Annotated in this window: 15 protein-coding genes and 1 riboswitch; of the genes, 9 read left to right on the top strand and 6 right to left on the bottom strand. The window is 72.5% G+C overall.

Annotated features, from left to right (window positions below; genetic code table 11):
• Positions 1–141 precede the first annotated feature (141 nt).
• The 5 genes from OG607_RS17340 to OG607_RS17320 all read left to right on the top strand — a co-directional run bounded on the left by OG607_RS17340 (position 142) and on the right by OG607_RS17320 (position 5,191).
• On the top strand, positions 142–1,281 hold the full coding sequence (locus OG607_RS17340) for a sensor histidine kinase (protein WP_405736856.1): 1,140 nt from the start codon (positions 142–144) through the stop codon (positions 1,279–1,281).
• Positions 1,278–1,976: a response regulator gene (locus OG607_RS17335; RefSeq protein WP_405724076.1), complete on the top strand. Its 699-nt coding sequence runs from the start codon at positions 1,278–1,280 to the stop codon at positions 1,974–1,976. The genes OG607_RS17340 and OG607_RS17335 overlap by 4 nt, the downstream gene beginning before the upstream one ends.
• 105 nt (positions 1,977–2,081) lie before the next feature.
• Entirely contained in the window at positions 2,082–2,843 is a 762-nt protein-coding gene (locus OG607_RS17330) for a helix-turn-helix domain-containing protein (protein WP_405724075.1), read from the top strand.
• Positions 2,844–3,119: 276 nt separating this feature from the next.
• Entirely contained in the window at positions 3,120–4,025 is a 906-nt protein-coding gene (locus tag OG607_RS17325) for an XRE family transcriptional regulator (protein ID WP_405724074.1), read from the top strand.
• A gap of 176 nt (positions 4,026–4,201) precedes the next feature.
• Positions 4,202–5,191: a malate dehydrogenase gene (locus OG607_RS17320; protein ID WP_405724073.1), complete on the top strand. Its 990-nt coding sequence runs from the start codon at positions 4,202–4,204 to the stop codon at positions 5,189–5,191.
• An 87-nt stretch (positions 5,192–5,278) separates the two neighbouring features.
• Here OG607_RS17320 and OG607_RS17315 read toward each other — a convergent pair whose 3' ends face one another.
• Positions 5,279–6,100 (bottom strand): hypothetical protein, encoded by an 822-nt coding sequence (locus OG607_RS17315; RefSeq protein WP_405736854.1) that lies wholly within the window; start codon positions 6,098–6,100, stop codon positions 5,279–5,281.
• A 33-nt stretch (positions 6,101–6,133) separates the two neighbouring features.
• A complete protein-coding gene (gene rocD, locus OG607_RS17310; RefSeq protein ID WP_405724072.1) occupies positions 6,134–7,342 on the bottom strand; it encodes an ornithine--oxo-acid transaminase in 1,209 nt (402 codons plus the stop codon).
• Positions 7,343–7,484: 142 nt separating this feature from the next.
• Positions 7,485–7,570: riboswitch (ZMP/ZTP riboswitch) on the top strand.
• 20 nt (positions 7,571–7,590) lie between these two features.
• Here rocD and OG607_RS17305 point away from each other — a divergent pair.
• Positions 7,591–9,027 (top strand): glycine hydroxymethyltransferase, encoded by a 1,437-nt coding sequence (locus OG607_RS17305; protein WP_405724071.1) that lies wholly within the window; start codon positions 7,591–7,593, stop codon positions 9,025–9,027.
• On the opposite strand, the gene OG607_RS17300 is transcribed toward OG607_RS17305, so the two are convergent.
• From OG607_RS17300 to OG607_RS17290, 3 genes are all read right to left on the bottom strand, one after another.
• A complete protein-coding gene (locus tag OG607_RS17300; protein WP_405724070.1) occupies positions 9,020–9,685 on the bottom strand; it encodes a hypothetical protein in 666 nt (221 codons plus the stop codon). The genes OG607_RS17305 and OG607_RS17300 overlap by 8 nt on opposite strands.
• 81 nt (positions 9,686–9,766) lie before the next feature.
• On the bottom strand, positions 9,767–10,507 hold the full coding sequence (locus OG607_RS17295; protein WP_405724069.1) for a hypothetical protein: 741 nt from the start codon (positions 10,505–10,507) through the stop codon (positions 9,767–9,769).
• Positions 10,504–11,076 carry an RNA polymerase sigma factor gene (locus tag OG607_RS17290; protein ID WP_405724068.1) on the bottom strand — a complete coding sequence of 191 codons (573 nt, stop codon included), beginning with the start codon at positions 11,074–11,076 and terminating at the stop codon, positions 10,504–10,506. Before OG607_RS17290 ends, OG607_RS17295 begins: the two co-directional genes overlap by 4 nt.
• 130 nt (positions 11,077–11,206) lie before the next feature.
• Between OG607_RS17290 and trpS the strand changes: the two genes are divergently transcribed.
• The 3 genes from trpS (at position 11,207) to OG607_RS17275 (ending at position 13,961) form a co-directional block, all read left to right on the top strand.
• The gene (trpS, locus tag OG607_RS17285; protein ID WP_405724067.1) at positions 11,207–12,220 is read left to right on the top strand and encodes a tryptophan--tRNA ligase; all 1,014 of its coding nucleotides are present in this window, start codon (positions 11,207–11,209) and stop codon (positions 12,218–12,220) included.
• Positions 12,221–12,349: 129 nt separating this feature from the next.
• Positions 12,350–12,943 (top strand): 2'-5' RNA ligase family protein, encoded by a 594-nt coding sequence (locus OG607_RS17280; protein ID WP_405724066.1) that lies wholly within the window; start codon positions 12,350–12,352, stop codon positions 12,941–12,943.
• A 67-nt stretch (positions 12,944–13,010) separates the two neighbouring features.
• Positions 13,011–13,961: a YihY/virulence factor BrkB family protein gene (locus OG607_RS17275; RefSeq protein ID WP_405724065.1), complete on the top strand. Its 951-nt coding sequence runs from the start codon at positions 13,011–13,013 to the stop codon at positions 13,959–13,961.
• On the opposite strand, the gene OG607_RS17270 is transcribed toward OG607_RS17275, so the two are convergent.
• Entirely contained in the window at positions 13,918–15,204 is a 1,287-nt protein-coding gene (locus tag OG607_RS17270; protein ID WP_405724064.1) for a D-alanyl-D-alanine carboxypeptidase family protein, read from the bottom strand. The two genes, OG607_RS17275 and OG607_RS17270, sit on opposite strands and share 44 nt — an antisense overlap.
• Positions 15,205–15,218: the final 14 nt, after the last annotated feature.

Here is a 15,218-nt window from a genome sequence, read left to right as displayed (position 1 = left end):
TAGCGGCCCGGTTGCGTACAACTTCCGCGGTACGTCGGCCGGCTGACGCCTGGACCCGTCGCGCGGGCTTACGCTGCGCGCGTGCTGCGGAACAGAGGGCTGGTGGACGTGGGCCTGGCGCTGGCCTTCACAGCGGCGAGCATGCTGCTCGGGCACGAGCGGCCACCGCCCGGCTGGGAAAGCCTCGACGCCTACGGCTACGCGCTGACCGCCCTGGTGAATCTGCCCGTCGCCGCGCGCCGCCGGGCCCCCGTCGCCGTCTGCCTTGTCGTCTGCGCCGCCTGGACCGGCTACATAGCCGCCGGCTACTGGCCGGTGGTGAACAGCCTCGCGCCGCTGCTCGCGCTCTACACCGTCGCCGCCTCGCGCTCCTTGCGCACGGCGCTCGGCTGCGCGGCGCTGACGGGCGCGGTGTGGCTGTACGCGGGATTCACCGCCCGGGAGGCCTCGATGGCCACCGTGACCGTGCAGGCGGTGGTGTCCGCCCTGGTCATGTGCCAGTTCGGCAACGCCGCCAGGGTGTCCGCCGAGCGCGGCGACCAACTGGCCGTACTGACCGAGCGACTCCGCCGGGAGCAGGCGGAACGGGCCCGGCGGGCGGTCGCCGAGGAGCAGGGCCGCATCGCGCGCGAGCTGCACGACGTGGTCGCCCACCACATGTCGGCGATCTCGGTGCAGGCGGGCATGGCCGGATACGTCTTCGGCTCCGACCCCGGCGCTGCGCATGACGCGTTGCGCACGATCAGCGACACCAGCCGGGAGGGGCTCGAGGAGCTGCGCCGGATGCTGGCCGTCCTGCGCACCGACGGCCCGGGCGACGACGGCCCGGGCCCGGCCTCGTACGATCCTGTGCCCGGCCTCGGCCGGCTCGACGAGATGGCCGGACGCATCCGGGCGGCGGGGGTGCCGGTGGAGCTGACCGTCACCGGGCGGCCGCGGCCGCTGGCGCCGGGCGTGGAGCTGTGCGCGTACCGCGTGGTGCAGGAGGCGCTGACGAACGTACTCAAGCATGCGCATGCGGCGCGGGCGGAGGTCGTGGTCGCGTACGGTGCGCGGCAGCTGGCGGTGACCGTCACGGACGACGGCGGCGCGGGAGGACGTACGGATCCGGACAGAATCCCTCCGGGGGCCGGACACGGCTTGATCGGCATGCGCGAGCGCGCCAGGCTCTACGGCGGGACGGTGGACATCGGCCCCCGGCCCGAGGGGGGCTTCGGCGTCCGGCTGACGCTGCCCACCTCGGCGTCGGCCACGCCACAGGGGGACGAGTCACGCGCATGACGAGGGTGCTTGTCGTGGACGACCAGTTCCTGATCCGGGCCGGCCTCGTGGGGCTGCTGCGCGCCGCGCCCGGCATCGAGGTCGTCGGCGAGGCGGCGGACGGTGCCGAAGCGATCGAGCAGGCGGCGGCGACCCGGCCCGACGTGGTCCTGATGGACATCCGCATGCCCGGAATCAGCGGCATCACCGCCACCGAGCGGATCCTGGCCGGGGCGGACGGCGCCGACGGCGGGGCGCCGCCCCGGATCCTGGTGCTCACCACCTTCGACCTGGACGAGTACGTCTACGCCGCGCTGCGCGCGGGCGCCTCCGGCTTCCTGCTCAAGGACGCCGGGCCCGAACGGCTGCTCGCCGCCGTGGCGGCGGTCGCCGGCGGCGACACGCTCTTCGCGCCCAGCGTGACGCGGCGGCTCATCGAGGCGTTCGCTCCCCGGCCGGAGCCGGCTGCGGCCCTGGAACCGCCCACCGATCTCGGGGTGCTCACCGCGCGCGAGGTGGAGGTGCTCCGGCTGATCGCCAAGGGGCTGTCCAATCCGGAGATCGCCGACCAGCTGTTCATCAGCGAGGCCACCGTCAAGACGCATCTGAACCGCACCATGTCCAAGCTCGACCTCGGCAGTCGCGCCCAGGCGGTGGTCCTGGCGTACGAGTCCGGACTGGTGACTCCCGGCCGTCCGGGCCCAAGGGGTGGCTGATTTGCCGGATTCCGGTGATCGATCGCCAGTACGACGCTACGGTGGAGCGATCGTCGGACCCGGGGGAGGTGCGCTGTGACGCGCTGGGAGCCGTTACCGGACACCATGAGCGAGAACGCGCGCCGGCTGGCCATCCAACTGCGCAGGATGAAGGACCGCAGCGGGCTGGCAGTACCGACGATCGCCGCGCGCACCGCGCAGAGCACGCAGGCCTGGGAGCAGTACCTCAACGGTGCCAAGGTCCCGCCGCGTGACGCCGTCGAGGCGCTCGGGCAGCTCTGCGGCGCCGACTACGACCGCCTCGGCGCCCTCTGGGAACTGGCCGAGCGCGGCGGCGGCACCCATGTGCCCGACCCCGACCCGCTCGATCCCCTGTCGCCCGAGGAAGGGCTTCCCCGGCCGCCCTGGTGGAGCCGCTTCAAGCCGTTGTTCGTCACCGTCACCGGGCTGGCGCTCGGCGGCGTACTGGGACTGCTCATCCTCGCCGGGATGACCGGCGACGCGGGCGGCGACAAGCGTGCCGACGGCGGCGGCACCGAGACGACCGCTCCCCCCGCCGCTTCCTCCGCCCGGCCCGGCACGCAGCACCCCCGTACGTTCCCGGCGGCCCCGGCCCGCACGACGTCCGGCGCCGCGCAGGCCATGGACCCCGACGCGGTCTCCACGGCCCCCGTCGGCGCCTCCGGCTCCGCCGCACCGCCCGCCACGGCCTCCGCGACCACCTCGGCCACCGCGGCCCCGACGGCCTCGGCGTCCGCGTCGCCTTCGGCCTCCGCCTCCGCGTCCGCTTCGGCCTCCGCCTCGGCCACTTCGGCCGGCGGACTGTGCCTGGGCGTGCTCATCCTCAATGTCTGCATAGGCGGCTAGGGCCTGTCCGGCCGATCTTGGCCGGGTCCGCGACGCCACAGCGACATCAGCCGCTGGCGCGGCGGGCGGCACCTCGCCGCGTTGCCGAAACGCCCACAGGAAACCACCCTGCGGGCGCTCCGGCGCCTTGCGATGCACCACACCAGACGCCGCGGCCTGTCCGACCAAGATCGGCCGGACAGGCCCTAGGGCCCAGGGAACCGCAACCCGTTCCCCGGGCATCCCTCTGGGTAGTCATAAGGCACCATTCGTGGCACCGGGGACGGGAGGGGTGCAATGGCCCGTTGGCGGGCGCTCGGGGATGATCTGGACCCGCAGGTCAGGGAGTTCGCCGCCCTGATGCGGCGGCGGATCGAGCGCAGTGGGGTGAGCATCGCGACGCTCGCCGACGCGACCGGCTACAGCCGCAGTTCCTGGGAGCGCTATCTCAACGGCAGGCTTCTGCCGCCCAAGTACGCCGTCCTCGCGCTCGCCCAGGTCACCGGCACCGAGCCCGGCCACCTCACCACGATGTGGGAACTCACCGAGCGCGCCTGGACCCGCGCCGAGGGCCGCCACGACACCACGATCCAGTCCCACCTCGTCGCCGAAGCACGCGCCGCGCTGGGCGAGTTCGGCCCGCCGCCGGATCTCGGCGGCCCCGAGCGGGCGCCGTCCGGCCGTGGCCGCCGAGCCCTGCTCTTCGTCACCGGCGTGCTGGTCGTCGTACTCGCCGTCGTCGGGGGCACGCTGCTGCTCGGCGGCCGCGGCTCCTCCCCGAGCGCGGCCGGCGGCGCGTCCTCCTCGCCCTCCTCTTCCTCCTCCTCGTCCTCCCTCCAGGCCCAGGGCGACCTCCCGTCCGGCGTGAAGTGCGGCGGCGCCCGCTGCACCGGCCAGGACCCCGAAGCCATGGGCTGCGGCGGCAAGTACGCGCGTACGGCCGCCGCGACGTGGGTCGGCGGCACGTACGTCGAAATGCGCTACAGCCGCACCTGCGGCGCGGTCTGGGCCCGCATCTCCGCCGCCGCCTCCGGCGACACGGTCACCGTCACCGACGGCTCCGCGTCCGAGCGGACCGTCATCGGCCAGGACGCGGCCGCCTACACCCCGATGCTCGCCGTCTCCGCGCCGGGCCGGGCGAAGGCCTGCGCCACGCTGGCCACAGGGGCGCGGGGCTGTACGCCGCCGGGCACCGGCGGCTGAGGGCGGGCCCTGCGCGAAGCGAAAGGTGGCCGGGGCCACATGGAGTCGGGGCGCCGGGGCATGGCGGCCGGGTATAGCCTGGCGTGGGTCTCTTGATGCCGAGAGATCCACGTTCCCGGGGCAGGGACGCTGCCGGGGCGGCCAGGGTTCCAGCAGGAGAAGGCCAGGAGAAGGCAATGACTCGCACCCCCGTCAACGTCACCGTCACCGGAGCGGCAGGCCAGATCGGCTACGCGCTGCTCTTCCGTATCGCTTCGGGCCACCTCCTCGGCGCGGACGTGCCGGTGAAGCTCCGTCTTCTGGAGATCACCCCGGCCCTCAAGGCCGCCGAGGGCACCGCGATGGAGCTGGACGACTGCGCGTTCCCGCTGCTCCAGGGCATCGACATCAGCGACGACCCGAACGTGGCCTTCGACGGCGCGAACGTGGCCCTCCTCGTAGGCGCCCGCCCGCGCACCGCCGGCATGGAGCGCGGCGACCTGCTGTCGGCCAACGGCGGCATCTTCGGCCCGCAGGGCAAGGCCATCAACGACAATGCGGCGGACGACATCCGCGTGCTGGTCGTCGGCAACCCGGCCAACACCAACGCGCTGATCGCGCAGGCCTCGGCCCCCGACGTGCCGGCCGACCGCTTCACCGCGATGACCCGCCTGGACCACAACCGCGCGATCTCGCAGCTGTCGAAGAAGACCGGCGTGCCGGTGAGCGAGATCCGCCGCCTCACCATCTGGGGCAACCACTCCGCGACGCAGTACCCGGACATCTTCCACGCCGAGGTCGCGGGCAAGAACGCCGCCGAGGTCGTCAACGACGAGAAGTGGCTCGCCGAGGACTTCATCCCGACCGTCGCCAAGCGCGGCGCCGCGATCATCGCGGCCCGTGGCGCCTCCTCGGCCGCCTCCGCCGCCAACGCCGCCATCGACCACGTCTTCACCTGGACCAACGGCACCGCCGACGGCGACTGGACCTCGGCCGGCGTCGTCTCCGACGGTTCCTACGGCGTCCCGGAGGGCCTCATCTCCTCCTTCCCGGTGACCGCCAAGGACGGCAAGTTCGAGATCGTCCAGGGCCTGGACGTCAACGACTTCTCGCGGGCCCGCATCGACGCCTCCGTCAAGGAGCTCGAAGAGGAGCGCGCGGCGGTCCGCGAGCTCGGCCTGATCTGAGCCACCCGCACCACCGGCTGACAGCGAGCACCCCGCCCAGCACATCCGGGCGGGGTGCCGCGTCGTTACGGGCGGGCCCGGCCATCGTCAGGGGGCGGCCGGCTCGCCGAAGCGCGCGAGCGCCAGCGCGCCCAGGACCGCGAGGGCGAAGCCCATGACCGCCAGTGGGGCGAGCCCGTCGCGGGTACGGTCGCCGAGCGCGGCGATGCCGACGGCCGCGGGGCCGATGGTCTCGCCGATGACCATGCCGGCCGTGGCGGCGGTCACCGATCCCCGGTGCAGCGCGGAGGTCAGCAGCAGGAAGGCCGCGCCGCCACCGATGAGCAGGGCGTACGTCGCCGGGTTGGCCAGCACCGCCGCGGGCCGCAGGTCGTCGACGAGCCGCACGGCCACCTCGACCACGCCGAAGCCGAAGCCCGCGCCCAGGCCGAGCGCGGCGGCCCGGGCACGCCCCGGCAGCCGCCCCGCCGCGGCGCCGACGCCCAGCACGGCGACGGCCACGCACAGCGTGTCGACCCGCAGCGCCATGTCGCCGGGACGGTCGCCCTCGGCGCCGGAGGCCAGCCCGAGCAGCGCCAGGCCGCCGCAGACCACGGCGACCGCGCCCCACTCGGCGCCGGACAGCCGCACCCGCAGCATCCGCGAGGCGGCCACCGCCGTGACGGCCAGGCTCGCGGCCAGCGCCGCCCCGACCGCGTAGATCGGCAGCCTGCGCAGCGCGACCAGCTCCAGCACGAAGCCGATCGTGTCGAGGCCGAGCCCCGCCACGTACCGCCACTGCCCCAACGCCCGCATCAGCAGCCGGGTGTCGATCCCCGAGCCGCTGCCCGCCTCGGCGGCCCTCGCCGCCACCGCCTGGAGCACCGACGCGATGCCGAAGCAGACGGCGGACCCGAGCGCACACACCATCCCGATCAGCACGGGGCGAACACTACGGTCCGGCTAGTCGGCGAGCAGCACCGCCCGGAGTTGGTCGAGCCCCCAGTCCAGGTCGTCCTTGGAGATCACCAGCGGCGGCGCGATCCGGATCGTCGAGCCATGCGTGTCCTTGACCAGCACGCGCCGCTCCATCAGCTGTTCGGACACCTCGCGCCCGGTTCCGTGCCCGGGTGCGATGTCGACCCCGGCCCACAGCCCGCGCCCGCGCACGGCGGTGACCACGCCGCTGCCGGCGAGCAGGCCCAGTTCGTGGTGCAGGTGGTCGCCGAGCTCGCTCGCGCGCTGCTGGTACTCGCCGGTGCGCAGCATGGCGATGACCTCCAGCGCGACCGCGCAGGCCAGCGGATTCCCGCCGAACGTGGATCCGTGCTCGCCGGGCCGGTAGACACCCAGCACCTCGGCCGAGGACACGACGGCCGACACCGGCACGACACCGCCGCCCAGGGCCTTGCCCAGCACATACATGTCCGGGACCACGTCCTCGTGCTCGCACGCGAAGGTCCGTCCGGTCCGGCCCAGCCCGGACTGGATCTCGTCCGCGATGAACAGCACGCCGCGCCGCGCCGTGAGCGCCCTGACCCCCGCCAGATAACCGGCCGGGGGGACGAGCACGCCGGCCTCTCCCTGGATGGGCTCGATGAGCACGGCCACCGTGCGGTCGTCGATCGCGGCCTCCATGGCCGCGAGGTCCCCGTACGGGACGATCTCGAACCCGGGGGTGTACGGGCCGAAGTCCGCCCGTGCCTCGGGGTCGGTGGAGAAGCTGATGATCGTGGTCGTCCGGCCGTGGAAGTTGTCGGCTGCGACGACGATCCTCGCCTGGCCGTCGGGCACGCCCTTGACCCGGTAGCCCCATTTCCGGGCCGTCTTCACGGCGGTCTCCACGGCCTCCGCCCCGGTGTTCATGGGCAGCACCATCTCCATGCCGCAGAGCTCGGCCAGCTCCTTGCAGAACTCCGCGAAGCGGTCGTGATGGAAGGCCCGCGAGGTCAGCGTGACCCGGTCGAGCTGGGCCTTCGCGGCGTCGATCAGCCGCTGGTTGCGGTGGCCGAAGTTGAGCGCCGAGTACCCGGCGAGCATGTCGAGGTACCGGCGGCCCTCGACGTCCGTCATCCACGCCCCGTCGGCGGAGGCGACGACGACCGGGAGCGGGTGGTAGTTGTGCGCGCTGTGCGCTTCGGCTGCGGCGATATGCCGGTCGGCGGTCGTCACGTGCGTGTTCTCCGTTCGGGGTACGTCAGGAGTTCGCGGCCCACGGGCCGCCTGGGGCCCATTTCTGCCGTATGAGGCCTCTTTCTATCGTCGCGCGCCCTCAACCCGAAGGAACCCGGCGGCATCGCCGCTTGATAAACTCGCCGTGAGCCGTGACTGGCGCGCTGGGATGGGACCGACCATCGGGGAGCGGCTCAGTACGTAGTGCCGTGCGCCTGGGCCGTCCCGCCGATGCCGAGGAGCCCAGCATGCCCACGAACGAAACCATCGCCTACCGCAGCGCCCTGGACGTGATCCGTGCCGTCGAGCCCCGGGTGGCCGACGCCATCGGCCAGGAGCTCGAGGACCAGCGGGCCTCCCTCAAGCTGATCGCCAGCGAGAACTACGCCTCCCCGGCGACGCTGCTGGCCATGGGCAACTGGTTCAGCGACAAGTACGCCGAGGGCACCGTCGGCCGCCGCTTCTACGCCGGCTGCCGGAATGTCGACACCGTCGAGTCACTCGCCGCCGAGCACGCCCGCGCCCTGTTCGGCGCTGAGCACGCCTACGTACAGCCGCACTCCGGCATCGACGCCAACCTGGTCGCCTTCTGGGCCGTCCTCTCCCAGCGCGTCGAGAGCCCGGCGCTCAAGCGCGCCGAAGTCCGTCAGGTCAACGAGATGAGCGAGCGGGACTGGGCGCAGCTGCGGGCCGAGTTCAACAACCAGCGGATGCTGGGCATGTCGCTGGACGCGGGCGGTCACCTCACCCACGGCTTCCGGCCCAACATCTCGGGCAAGATGTTCGACCAGCGCAGCTACGGCACCGACCCGGCGACCGGCCTCATCGACTACGACGCGCTGCGCGCGCAGGCCCGTGAGTTCCGCCCCCTCATCATCGTGGCCGGGTACTCCGCCTACCCCCGCCTGGTCAACTTCCGCATCATGCGCGAGATCGCCGACGAGGTGGACGCCACCCTCATGGTCGACATGGCGCACTTCGCGGGCCTGGTCGCCGGCAAGGTCCTCACCGGCGACTTCGACCCCGTGCCGCACGCCCAGATCGTCACCAGCACCACCCACAAGTCCCTGCGCGGCCCGCGCGGCGGCCTCGTCCTGTGCCAGGAGGAACTGGCCGAGCACGTGGACCGAGGCTGCCCCATGGTGCTCGGCGGTCCCCTGCCGCACGTCATGGCCGCCAAGGCCGTGGCCCTCGCCGAGGCCCGGCAGCCCGGCTTCCAGGACTACGCCCAGCGCATCGTCGCCAACGCCAACGCCCTCGCCGAGGGCCTGCTGACCCGTGGCGCCAAGCTGGTCACCGGCGGCACCGACAACCACCTGGTCCTTGCCGACGTCGCCGCCTCGTACGGCCTCACCGGCCGGCAGGCCGAGACCGCGCTCCTCGACTCCGGCATCGTCACCAACCGCAACTCCGTCCCCCAGGACCCCAACGGCGCCTGGTACACCTCCGGCATCCGCCTCGGCACCCCCGCCCTCACCACGCGGGGCCTCGGGACCGCGGAGATGGACGAGATCGCCGGTCTGATCGACACCGTCCTCACCAGCACCACCCCGGCCACGGCCGCCAGCGGCAAGCCGTCCAAGGCCCAGCACGTGCTGGAGGGTGCCGTCGCCGAGCAGGTCGCCAAGCGCGCGGCCGACCTGCTGTCCGGTTTCCCGCTGTACCCCGGCATCGACCTCAGCTGACGTCGACCAACTGCTGGCGCGGGCCACTCTCGTGCGGCCCGCGCCGGGCCAGGCGGAGCGCGAGCAGCGTCCCGCCGCAGCCGAGTGCCGTCCCGGCCGCGAGGCCGGGCAGTGCGGGCCACCAGGTGGTACCGGACGGCGCCGGCTCCGCAGCCTGCGCCGCGGCGGGCTTCGTTTCCGCGGGCTGTGTCGCCGATCCGACCGGGTAGTCGGGGGCACTGAGGCCGGGGCCCGTGTCGCCGCTCAGGAGACCGAGCCGGCTCAGCAGACTCCCCAGGGCCTCCTCACGCGGCGACCGGTGCCACAGGCCGTCGCTGCCGCTGCCGCCGGACGTGCGTATCCAGATCCCGCCCGCCGCCTCCGGATAGATGCGGTCCACCTTCCACACCGACACGTCGTGTATCAGCCAGGTCGCTGTGATCTCCCTGTCGCCGAGCGAAGACGGTTCCATCGTGGTCCCAGCGCCGATATCGGTCCCCGTGGCCTCCGCCAGAGCCTGGTAGTCGGACGAGGTCGCGTAGATGGCGGTGGCGTTCCCGCTGCCCGGCGCCACGAGCATCACGCTGGTCGGCCCACCCGCGGCTGCGGGCCCCGCGAGAGCGAAGAGCGCCGCGAAGGCGGCTCCGAGAACGCCGGCGAGCCGTAAAACCGTAAGCATTCGCATGTGATCCCCCTGTTCGGTCGTCCTGCTCTTCCGTTCTGCTTCTGTTACACCGCCCACGACCGCCAGGTTCCGGATTTATCCGGTGGATTCCGTCGATTCCGTCGACTCTGCGATTTCTATCGCCCGTGACTTCGAGGCCACGCCCTCCAGCCGCAGCGTCAGCCCCCCGTCCTGCCAGACCAGCGTCGGACCCGCCGCCCGGGCCGCCTCATGCCGCCGGACGTGCCCGCCCTCGTCGACCAGCGCCAGGTAGTGCGGCTTGGCGAACCACAGGGCCAGGTGGTCGTCCACTTCCACGTACTCCGCGGCCTCGGCGGAGGTCTTGACGAACAGTGGGTCCAGAGTCGCCGGGAACTGGTCGAGCCGGACCGTGCTCCCGCCGTCCGTCCGCCAGCTCATCGACACCACGCCGTCCTCGCCCTCGGCCACCCCGTCCGGCGTGCCCAGCACCGAAGGCACCAGCGGTGCGATACCGGGCGCGCTGCCGTGCACGGCCGGGGGCGACCCGGCGCGGGGGGTCGCCGACGGGTCGTGGTGCACCAGCACGCCGCCGAAGCCGAAGTCGAGCCAGTCCGCGACCGCCGCCCGTACCGGCGGGGTCACCGCCAGCACCAGGAACAGCCCGGCCAGCACGGCGGCCAGGGCCCGGCGGCGGGCGCGCAGCCAGGCCCGTATCCGCACTCCTCCCGTCGGCCTTGGCGCGGGTTCGCGCAACAGCCGGGCCAGCACCTGCTCGGCCACGGAGTCCGGCGACGGGGCCGGCACGTTGAGGCTGCTGCCCAGAGCCCGCAGCTCATCAGGAAGCCGGTCGGTCACGTCCGCCTCCCCACGCCGGGACCGCGGAGCGCCGCGACCGCGGAGGGATCCCCCAGGACCTCGCGCAGTCTGCCCAGCGCGCGGTGCAGCCGGGACTTCACCGTGCCGCGGGGCCAGCCCAGCACCTCCGCCGTCTCCTCCTCGTCCAGGTCGAGCAGATAGCGGCAGGTCACCACCATCCGATGCGGCTCGCTCAGCCTGTCCACCGCCGTTATCAGCTCGCTGCGCCGCTCCCGCGACAGCACGAGCCCCACCGGATCCCCGTCGTCCAGCGGGGGCACGGCGGCCTCCAGGACCGCGTTCCGCTCGGCGGCGGAGCGCTGCCGGCGGGCGGCGCGGTAGGCGTTGCGCGCCTCGTTGGCCACGATGCGCAGCAGCCAGGGCCGGAAGGCCGCGCCGTCCTTGAAGCGGCCGAGAGCGCCGTACGCCTTGACGAACGACACCTGCACCACATCCTCCGCCTCTGCACCGGCGCCGAGCAGGACGGCGGTGCGGTGTGCGGCATCCGCGTGGACGCGCACCAGTTCCGCGTACGCCTCCCGCTCCCCGGCGCGTACGCGCGCGATCACTGCCGCCTCCCCCTCCGTGACGCCCCCTTCCGCCCCGAACCGCCCCGCTTCCTACCCCTTCTACACCGCTGCCCGCCGATCGGTTCCCAGGTGCTGGGAACAGCCCCCGCGACCTGAGACAATGAATGCCATGGCCTTCGATCGTCCCCGTGTGCTCTCCGGCATCCAGCCCACCGCAGGTTCGTTCCATCTCGGCAACTACCTGGGCGCGGTCCGGCAGTGGGTGGCGCTGCAGGAGTCCCACGACGCGTTTTACATGGTCGTGGACCTGCACGCGATCACCGTCCCGCAGGATCCGGCGGAGCTGCGCGCCAACACCCGGCTCGCCGCCGCCCAGCTCCTCGCCGCCGGGCTGGACCCGGAACGCTGCACGCTGTTCGTGCAGAGTCATGTGCCGGAGCACGCCCAGCTCGGCTGGGTGATGAACTGCCTCACCGGCTTCGGCGAGGCCTCCCGCATGACGCAGTTCAAGGACAAGTCGTCCAAGCAGGGCGCGGACCGGTCCACGGTCGGCCTCTTCACGTATCCGATCCTGCAGGTCGCCGACATCCTGCTCTACCAGGCGAACGCCGTCCCGGTCGGCGAGGACCAGCGCCAGCACATCGAGCTGACCCGCGACCTCGCCGAGCGCTTCAACGGCCGCTTCGGCGAGACCTTCACCGTCCCGGCTCCGTACATCGTCAAGGAGACGGCGAAGATCTACGACCTGCAGGACCCGGCCGCCAAGATGAGCAAGTCGGCGCCCTCGCCCAAGGGCCTGATCAACCTCCTCGACGAGCCGAAGGCCTCCGCGAAGAAGATCAGGAGTGCGGTCACCGACACCGACACCGTGGTCCGCTTCGACGAGAAGGAGAAGCCGGGCGTCAGCAACCTCCTCACCATCTACGCCACCCTCACCGGCGCCGGAATCCCGGAACTGGAGCAGAAGTACGAAGGCAAGGGCTACGGTGCGCTGAAGACCGACCTGGCGGAGGTGTATGTGGAGTGGGTCACACCCTTCCGCGAGCGCACCCAGGAATACCTGGGCGACCCGGAGACGCTGGACTCCGTCCTGGCCAAGGGCGCTGAGAAGGCCAGAGCGGTGGCCGCCGAGACGCTGGCCGCCGCCTACGACCGGATCGGCCTGCTGCCCGCCAAGCACTGAGCGATCAGCGCCACGGGACGTACGTCCCGCAGATGTGTGACGTACGACGCTCGCGCTTCGGGCTGCGCGGGCGGCACACTTGCAGCTGGCCTACAGCTCACTGCTACGACCCGGGGAAGGGGTGAACACGTGGGGAACCGCACGATCGGCGTGTCGATCGCGGTCCCGGAGCCTTACGGCAGCCTGCTCCAGGAGCGGCGCGCCGGCTTCGGCGATCCGCTGGCCCACTGCATCCCTACTCATGTGACGCTGTTGCCCCCCACGGAGGTTGCCTCCGAGTCGCTGCCGGAATTCCGCGAGCACCTCGCCGCCGTCGCCGCCGCAGGCCGTGCCTTCCGGATGCGCCTGGACGGCACCGCCACCTTCCGGCCGCTCTCCCCGGTGGTCTACGTCGAGCTGGCCGAGGGCGTGCGCGAGTGCGCCGAGCTCCAGGAGCAGGTCCGCTCCGGCAGCGTCCGGCGCGAGCTGCAGTTCCCGTACCACCCGCACGTCACCGTCGCCCACGGCATCTCCGAGGAGGCGATGGACCTGGCCCAGCTGCACCTGGCCGACTTCGCCGCCACCTGGATCGCGGCCGGCTTCGCCCTCTACGAGCAGGACGACTCCGGCGTCTGGCGCAAGCTGTGCGACTACGCCTTCGGGGCGCCCGCGCCCGCCGGCGGCGTCCGCCCGGTCGTCCCGCACCAGCAGGGTGCGAGCGCTCTGGACGCCGCCGCGCCGTAAACCGGTCGCGGACCCGTCCACGTATCGCCTTTAGAGTGCACTCCGTGACGGAGGGTAGGCGCTGCGTATGGACTGGCTGACTCGGCTCCCGGTGATCGGCCCCTGGCTGGCCCGGCTGAAGCGCACCCACGCCTGGCGCGCGTACGAGCACCTGGAGAGCGTGCACTGGACGCGGCTGGCCGCCGCGATCACCTTCACCAGCTTCGTGGCACTGTTCCCGCTGCTCACGGTCGGTGCGGCCGTCGCCGCCGCGCTCCTGAGCCCGGCGCAGATCAAGGACCTTGAGGACAAGCTCGCCGACCAGGTCCCCGGCATCGCCGACCAGCTCGACATCAGCGGCCTCGTCGCCAACGCCGGCACGGTCGGTGTCATCGCCGGTGTGCTGCTCCTGGTCACCGGCATCGGCTGGGTCGGCTCGCTGCGGGACTGCCTGCGCGCGGTGTGGGCCAAGGACGACGACCCCGGCAATCCCGTCAAGCGCAAGCTGGCCGACGCCGGGGTCCTCATCGGTCTCGGCGGCGTGGCCCTCCTCTCGCTCGGCTGCTCCGCCTTCGCCACCGCGGTGGTCGGCCGGGCGGCCGACCACATCGGCCTTGCGCACAATGGCCCCGGCCGGGTCCTGCTCACCGTCGCCGGATTCTGCATCGCGGTGGTCGTCAACCTCGTGATCATGGCGTACATGCTGACCTGGCTGCCCCGCGTCACCCCCGAGCGACGCGCCGTCCTGGTCGCCGGGCTCATCGGCGCCATCGGCTTCGAACTGCTGAAGGCCCTGCTCAGCGGCTACATGCAGGGCGTCGCCACCAGGAGCGTGTACGGCGCCTTCGGCGTGCCCATCGCGCTGCTGCTGTGGATCAACTTCATCGCGAAGCTGCTGCTGTACTGCGCCGCCTGGACGGCGACACAGCACGTCGACGGCATCCAGTCGTACGAGCAGCAGCGCGAGCGGCGCCGGGCGCGGGAGGCGGGGGACGTCAGTCCTGGGGGAGGGGCCAGCGCCTCCGCACCAGGAAAGTGATGCCGCCGACCACGACCATCGACCCGCCCGCGATACCGACGGCGGTCCACATGCCGCTGCTGCTGGAGTCGGCGGTGGCGGAGGCGGCGGCCGGGTCGGCCGAGGCGGTGGCGGTGGCGGTGGTGGAGGTGGAGGTGCCCGCCGAGGCGGAGGCGGCGGCCTGGGCGGACTTGGCGGCGACGAGGCTTCCGACGGGGGTGACCTTGCCGGAGGCGGATGCCTTGAAGCCCCAGTCGAGGAGGGCGGCGGCTTCCTTGTAGACCAGGTCATGCCCGGAGTCCGGGTGCATGACGGTGACGAGGAGGGTGCGGTCGCCGCGCTGGGCGACGCCGGTGAAGGTGTTGCCGGCCTTGCTGGTGTAGCCGTTCTTGACGCCGGCGAGGCCCTGGTAGGCGTCGATGTCGTAGTCACCGGCGAGCAGGCGGTTGGTGTTCTGTATCTCGAAGGTCGACCGGGACTTGGTCGTCTTCCCCTTCTTCTTGGTCGTCTTCCACTCGCCGGGGAAGTCGTAGCGCACGGTCGAGCAGTACTCGCGGAAGTCGGCGTTCTGCAGGCCCGCACGGGCGAAGAGCGAGAGGTCGTACGCGGACGAGGTCTGGCCCGGCATGTCGTAGCCGTCGGGGGAGACGATGTGGGTGTCGCCGGCCTGGAGGTCCTCGGCCTTGCGCTGCATCTCCTGCACGGTCTCGTCGACGCCGCCGTTCATGGCGGACAGGACGTGGACGGCGTCGTTGCCGGAGCGCAGGAAGACGCCCAGCCAGAGGTCCTTGACGGTGTAGGTGAGGCCTTCCTTGATGCCGACGAGGCTGCTGCCCGCCCCTATTCCGTCGAAGTCGGACGTGACGACCTTGTGGGTCTGCGTACTGGCGAACTTCGGCAGGACGGTGTCCGCGAAGAGCATCTTGAGGGTGCTGGCGGGGGCCAGCCTCCAGTGCGCGTTGTGCGAGGCGAGCACCTCGCCGCTCTCGGCGTCGGAGATGATCCACGACCGGGCCGTGAGCTTCTTCGGGAGGGCGGGCGCGCCGGCCTGCAGGCTCGCCTGGGTGCCGCTTCTGCCGAGCAGGGTGCCGCCGACGGTCGACATCCGCGCGGGCGGAGTCGGGGTCGGACTCGGGCTCGGGCTCGGGCTCGGGGACGCCTTCGCGTACGCGGCGGGCGCGGTGGTCAGGGCGGTGCCACAGGCGAGCGCGAGGGCGGACAGGACCAGGGCAGGGCGGCGCACGGCGCGGAAAGGCATGGGCACGTGCAAGAACGTAC

The sequence above is a fragment of the Streptomyces sp. NBC_01537 genome, from assembly GCF_045040445.1.
GTDB lineage: Bacteria > Actinomycetota > Actinomycetes > Streptomycetales > Streptomycetaceae > Actinacidiphila.
Note: the sequence above shows the minus strand (reverse complement) of the source record. Positions and strands in the feature narration are given on the sequence as shown.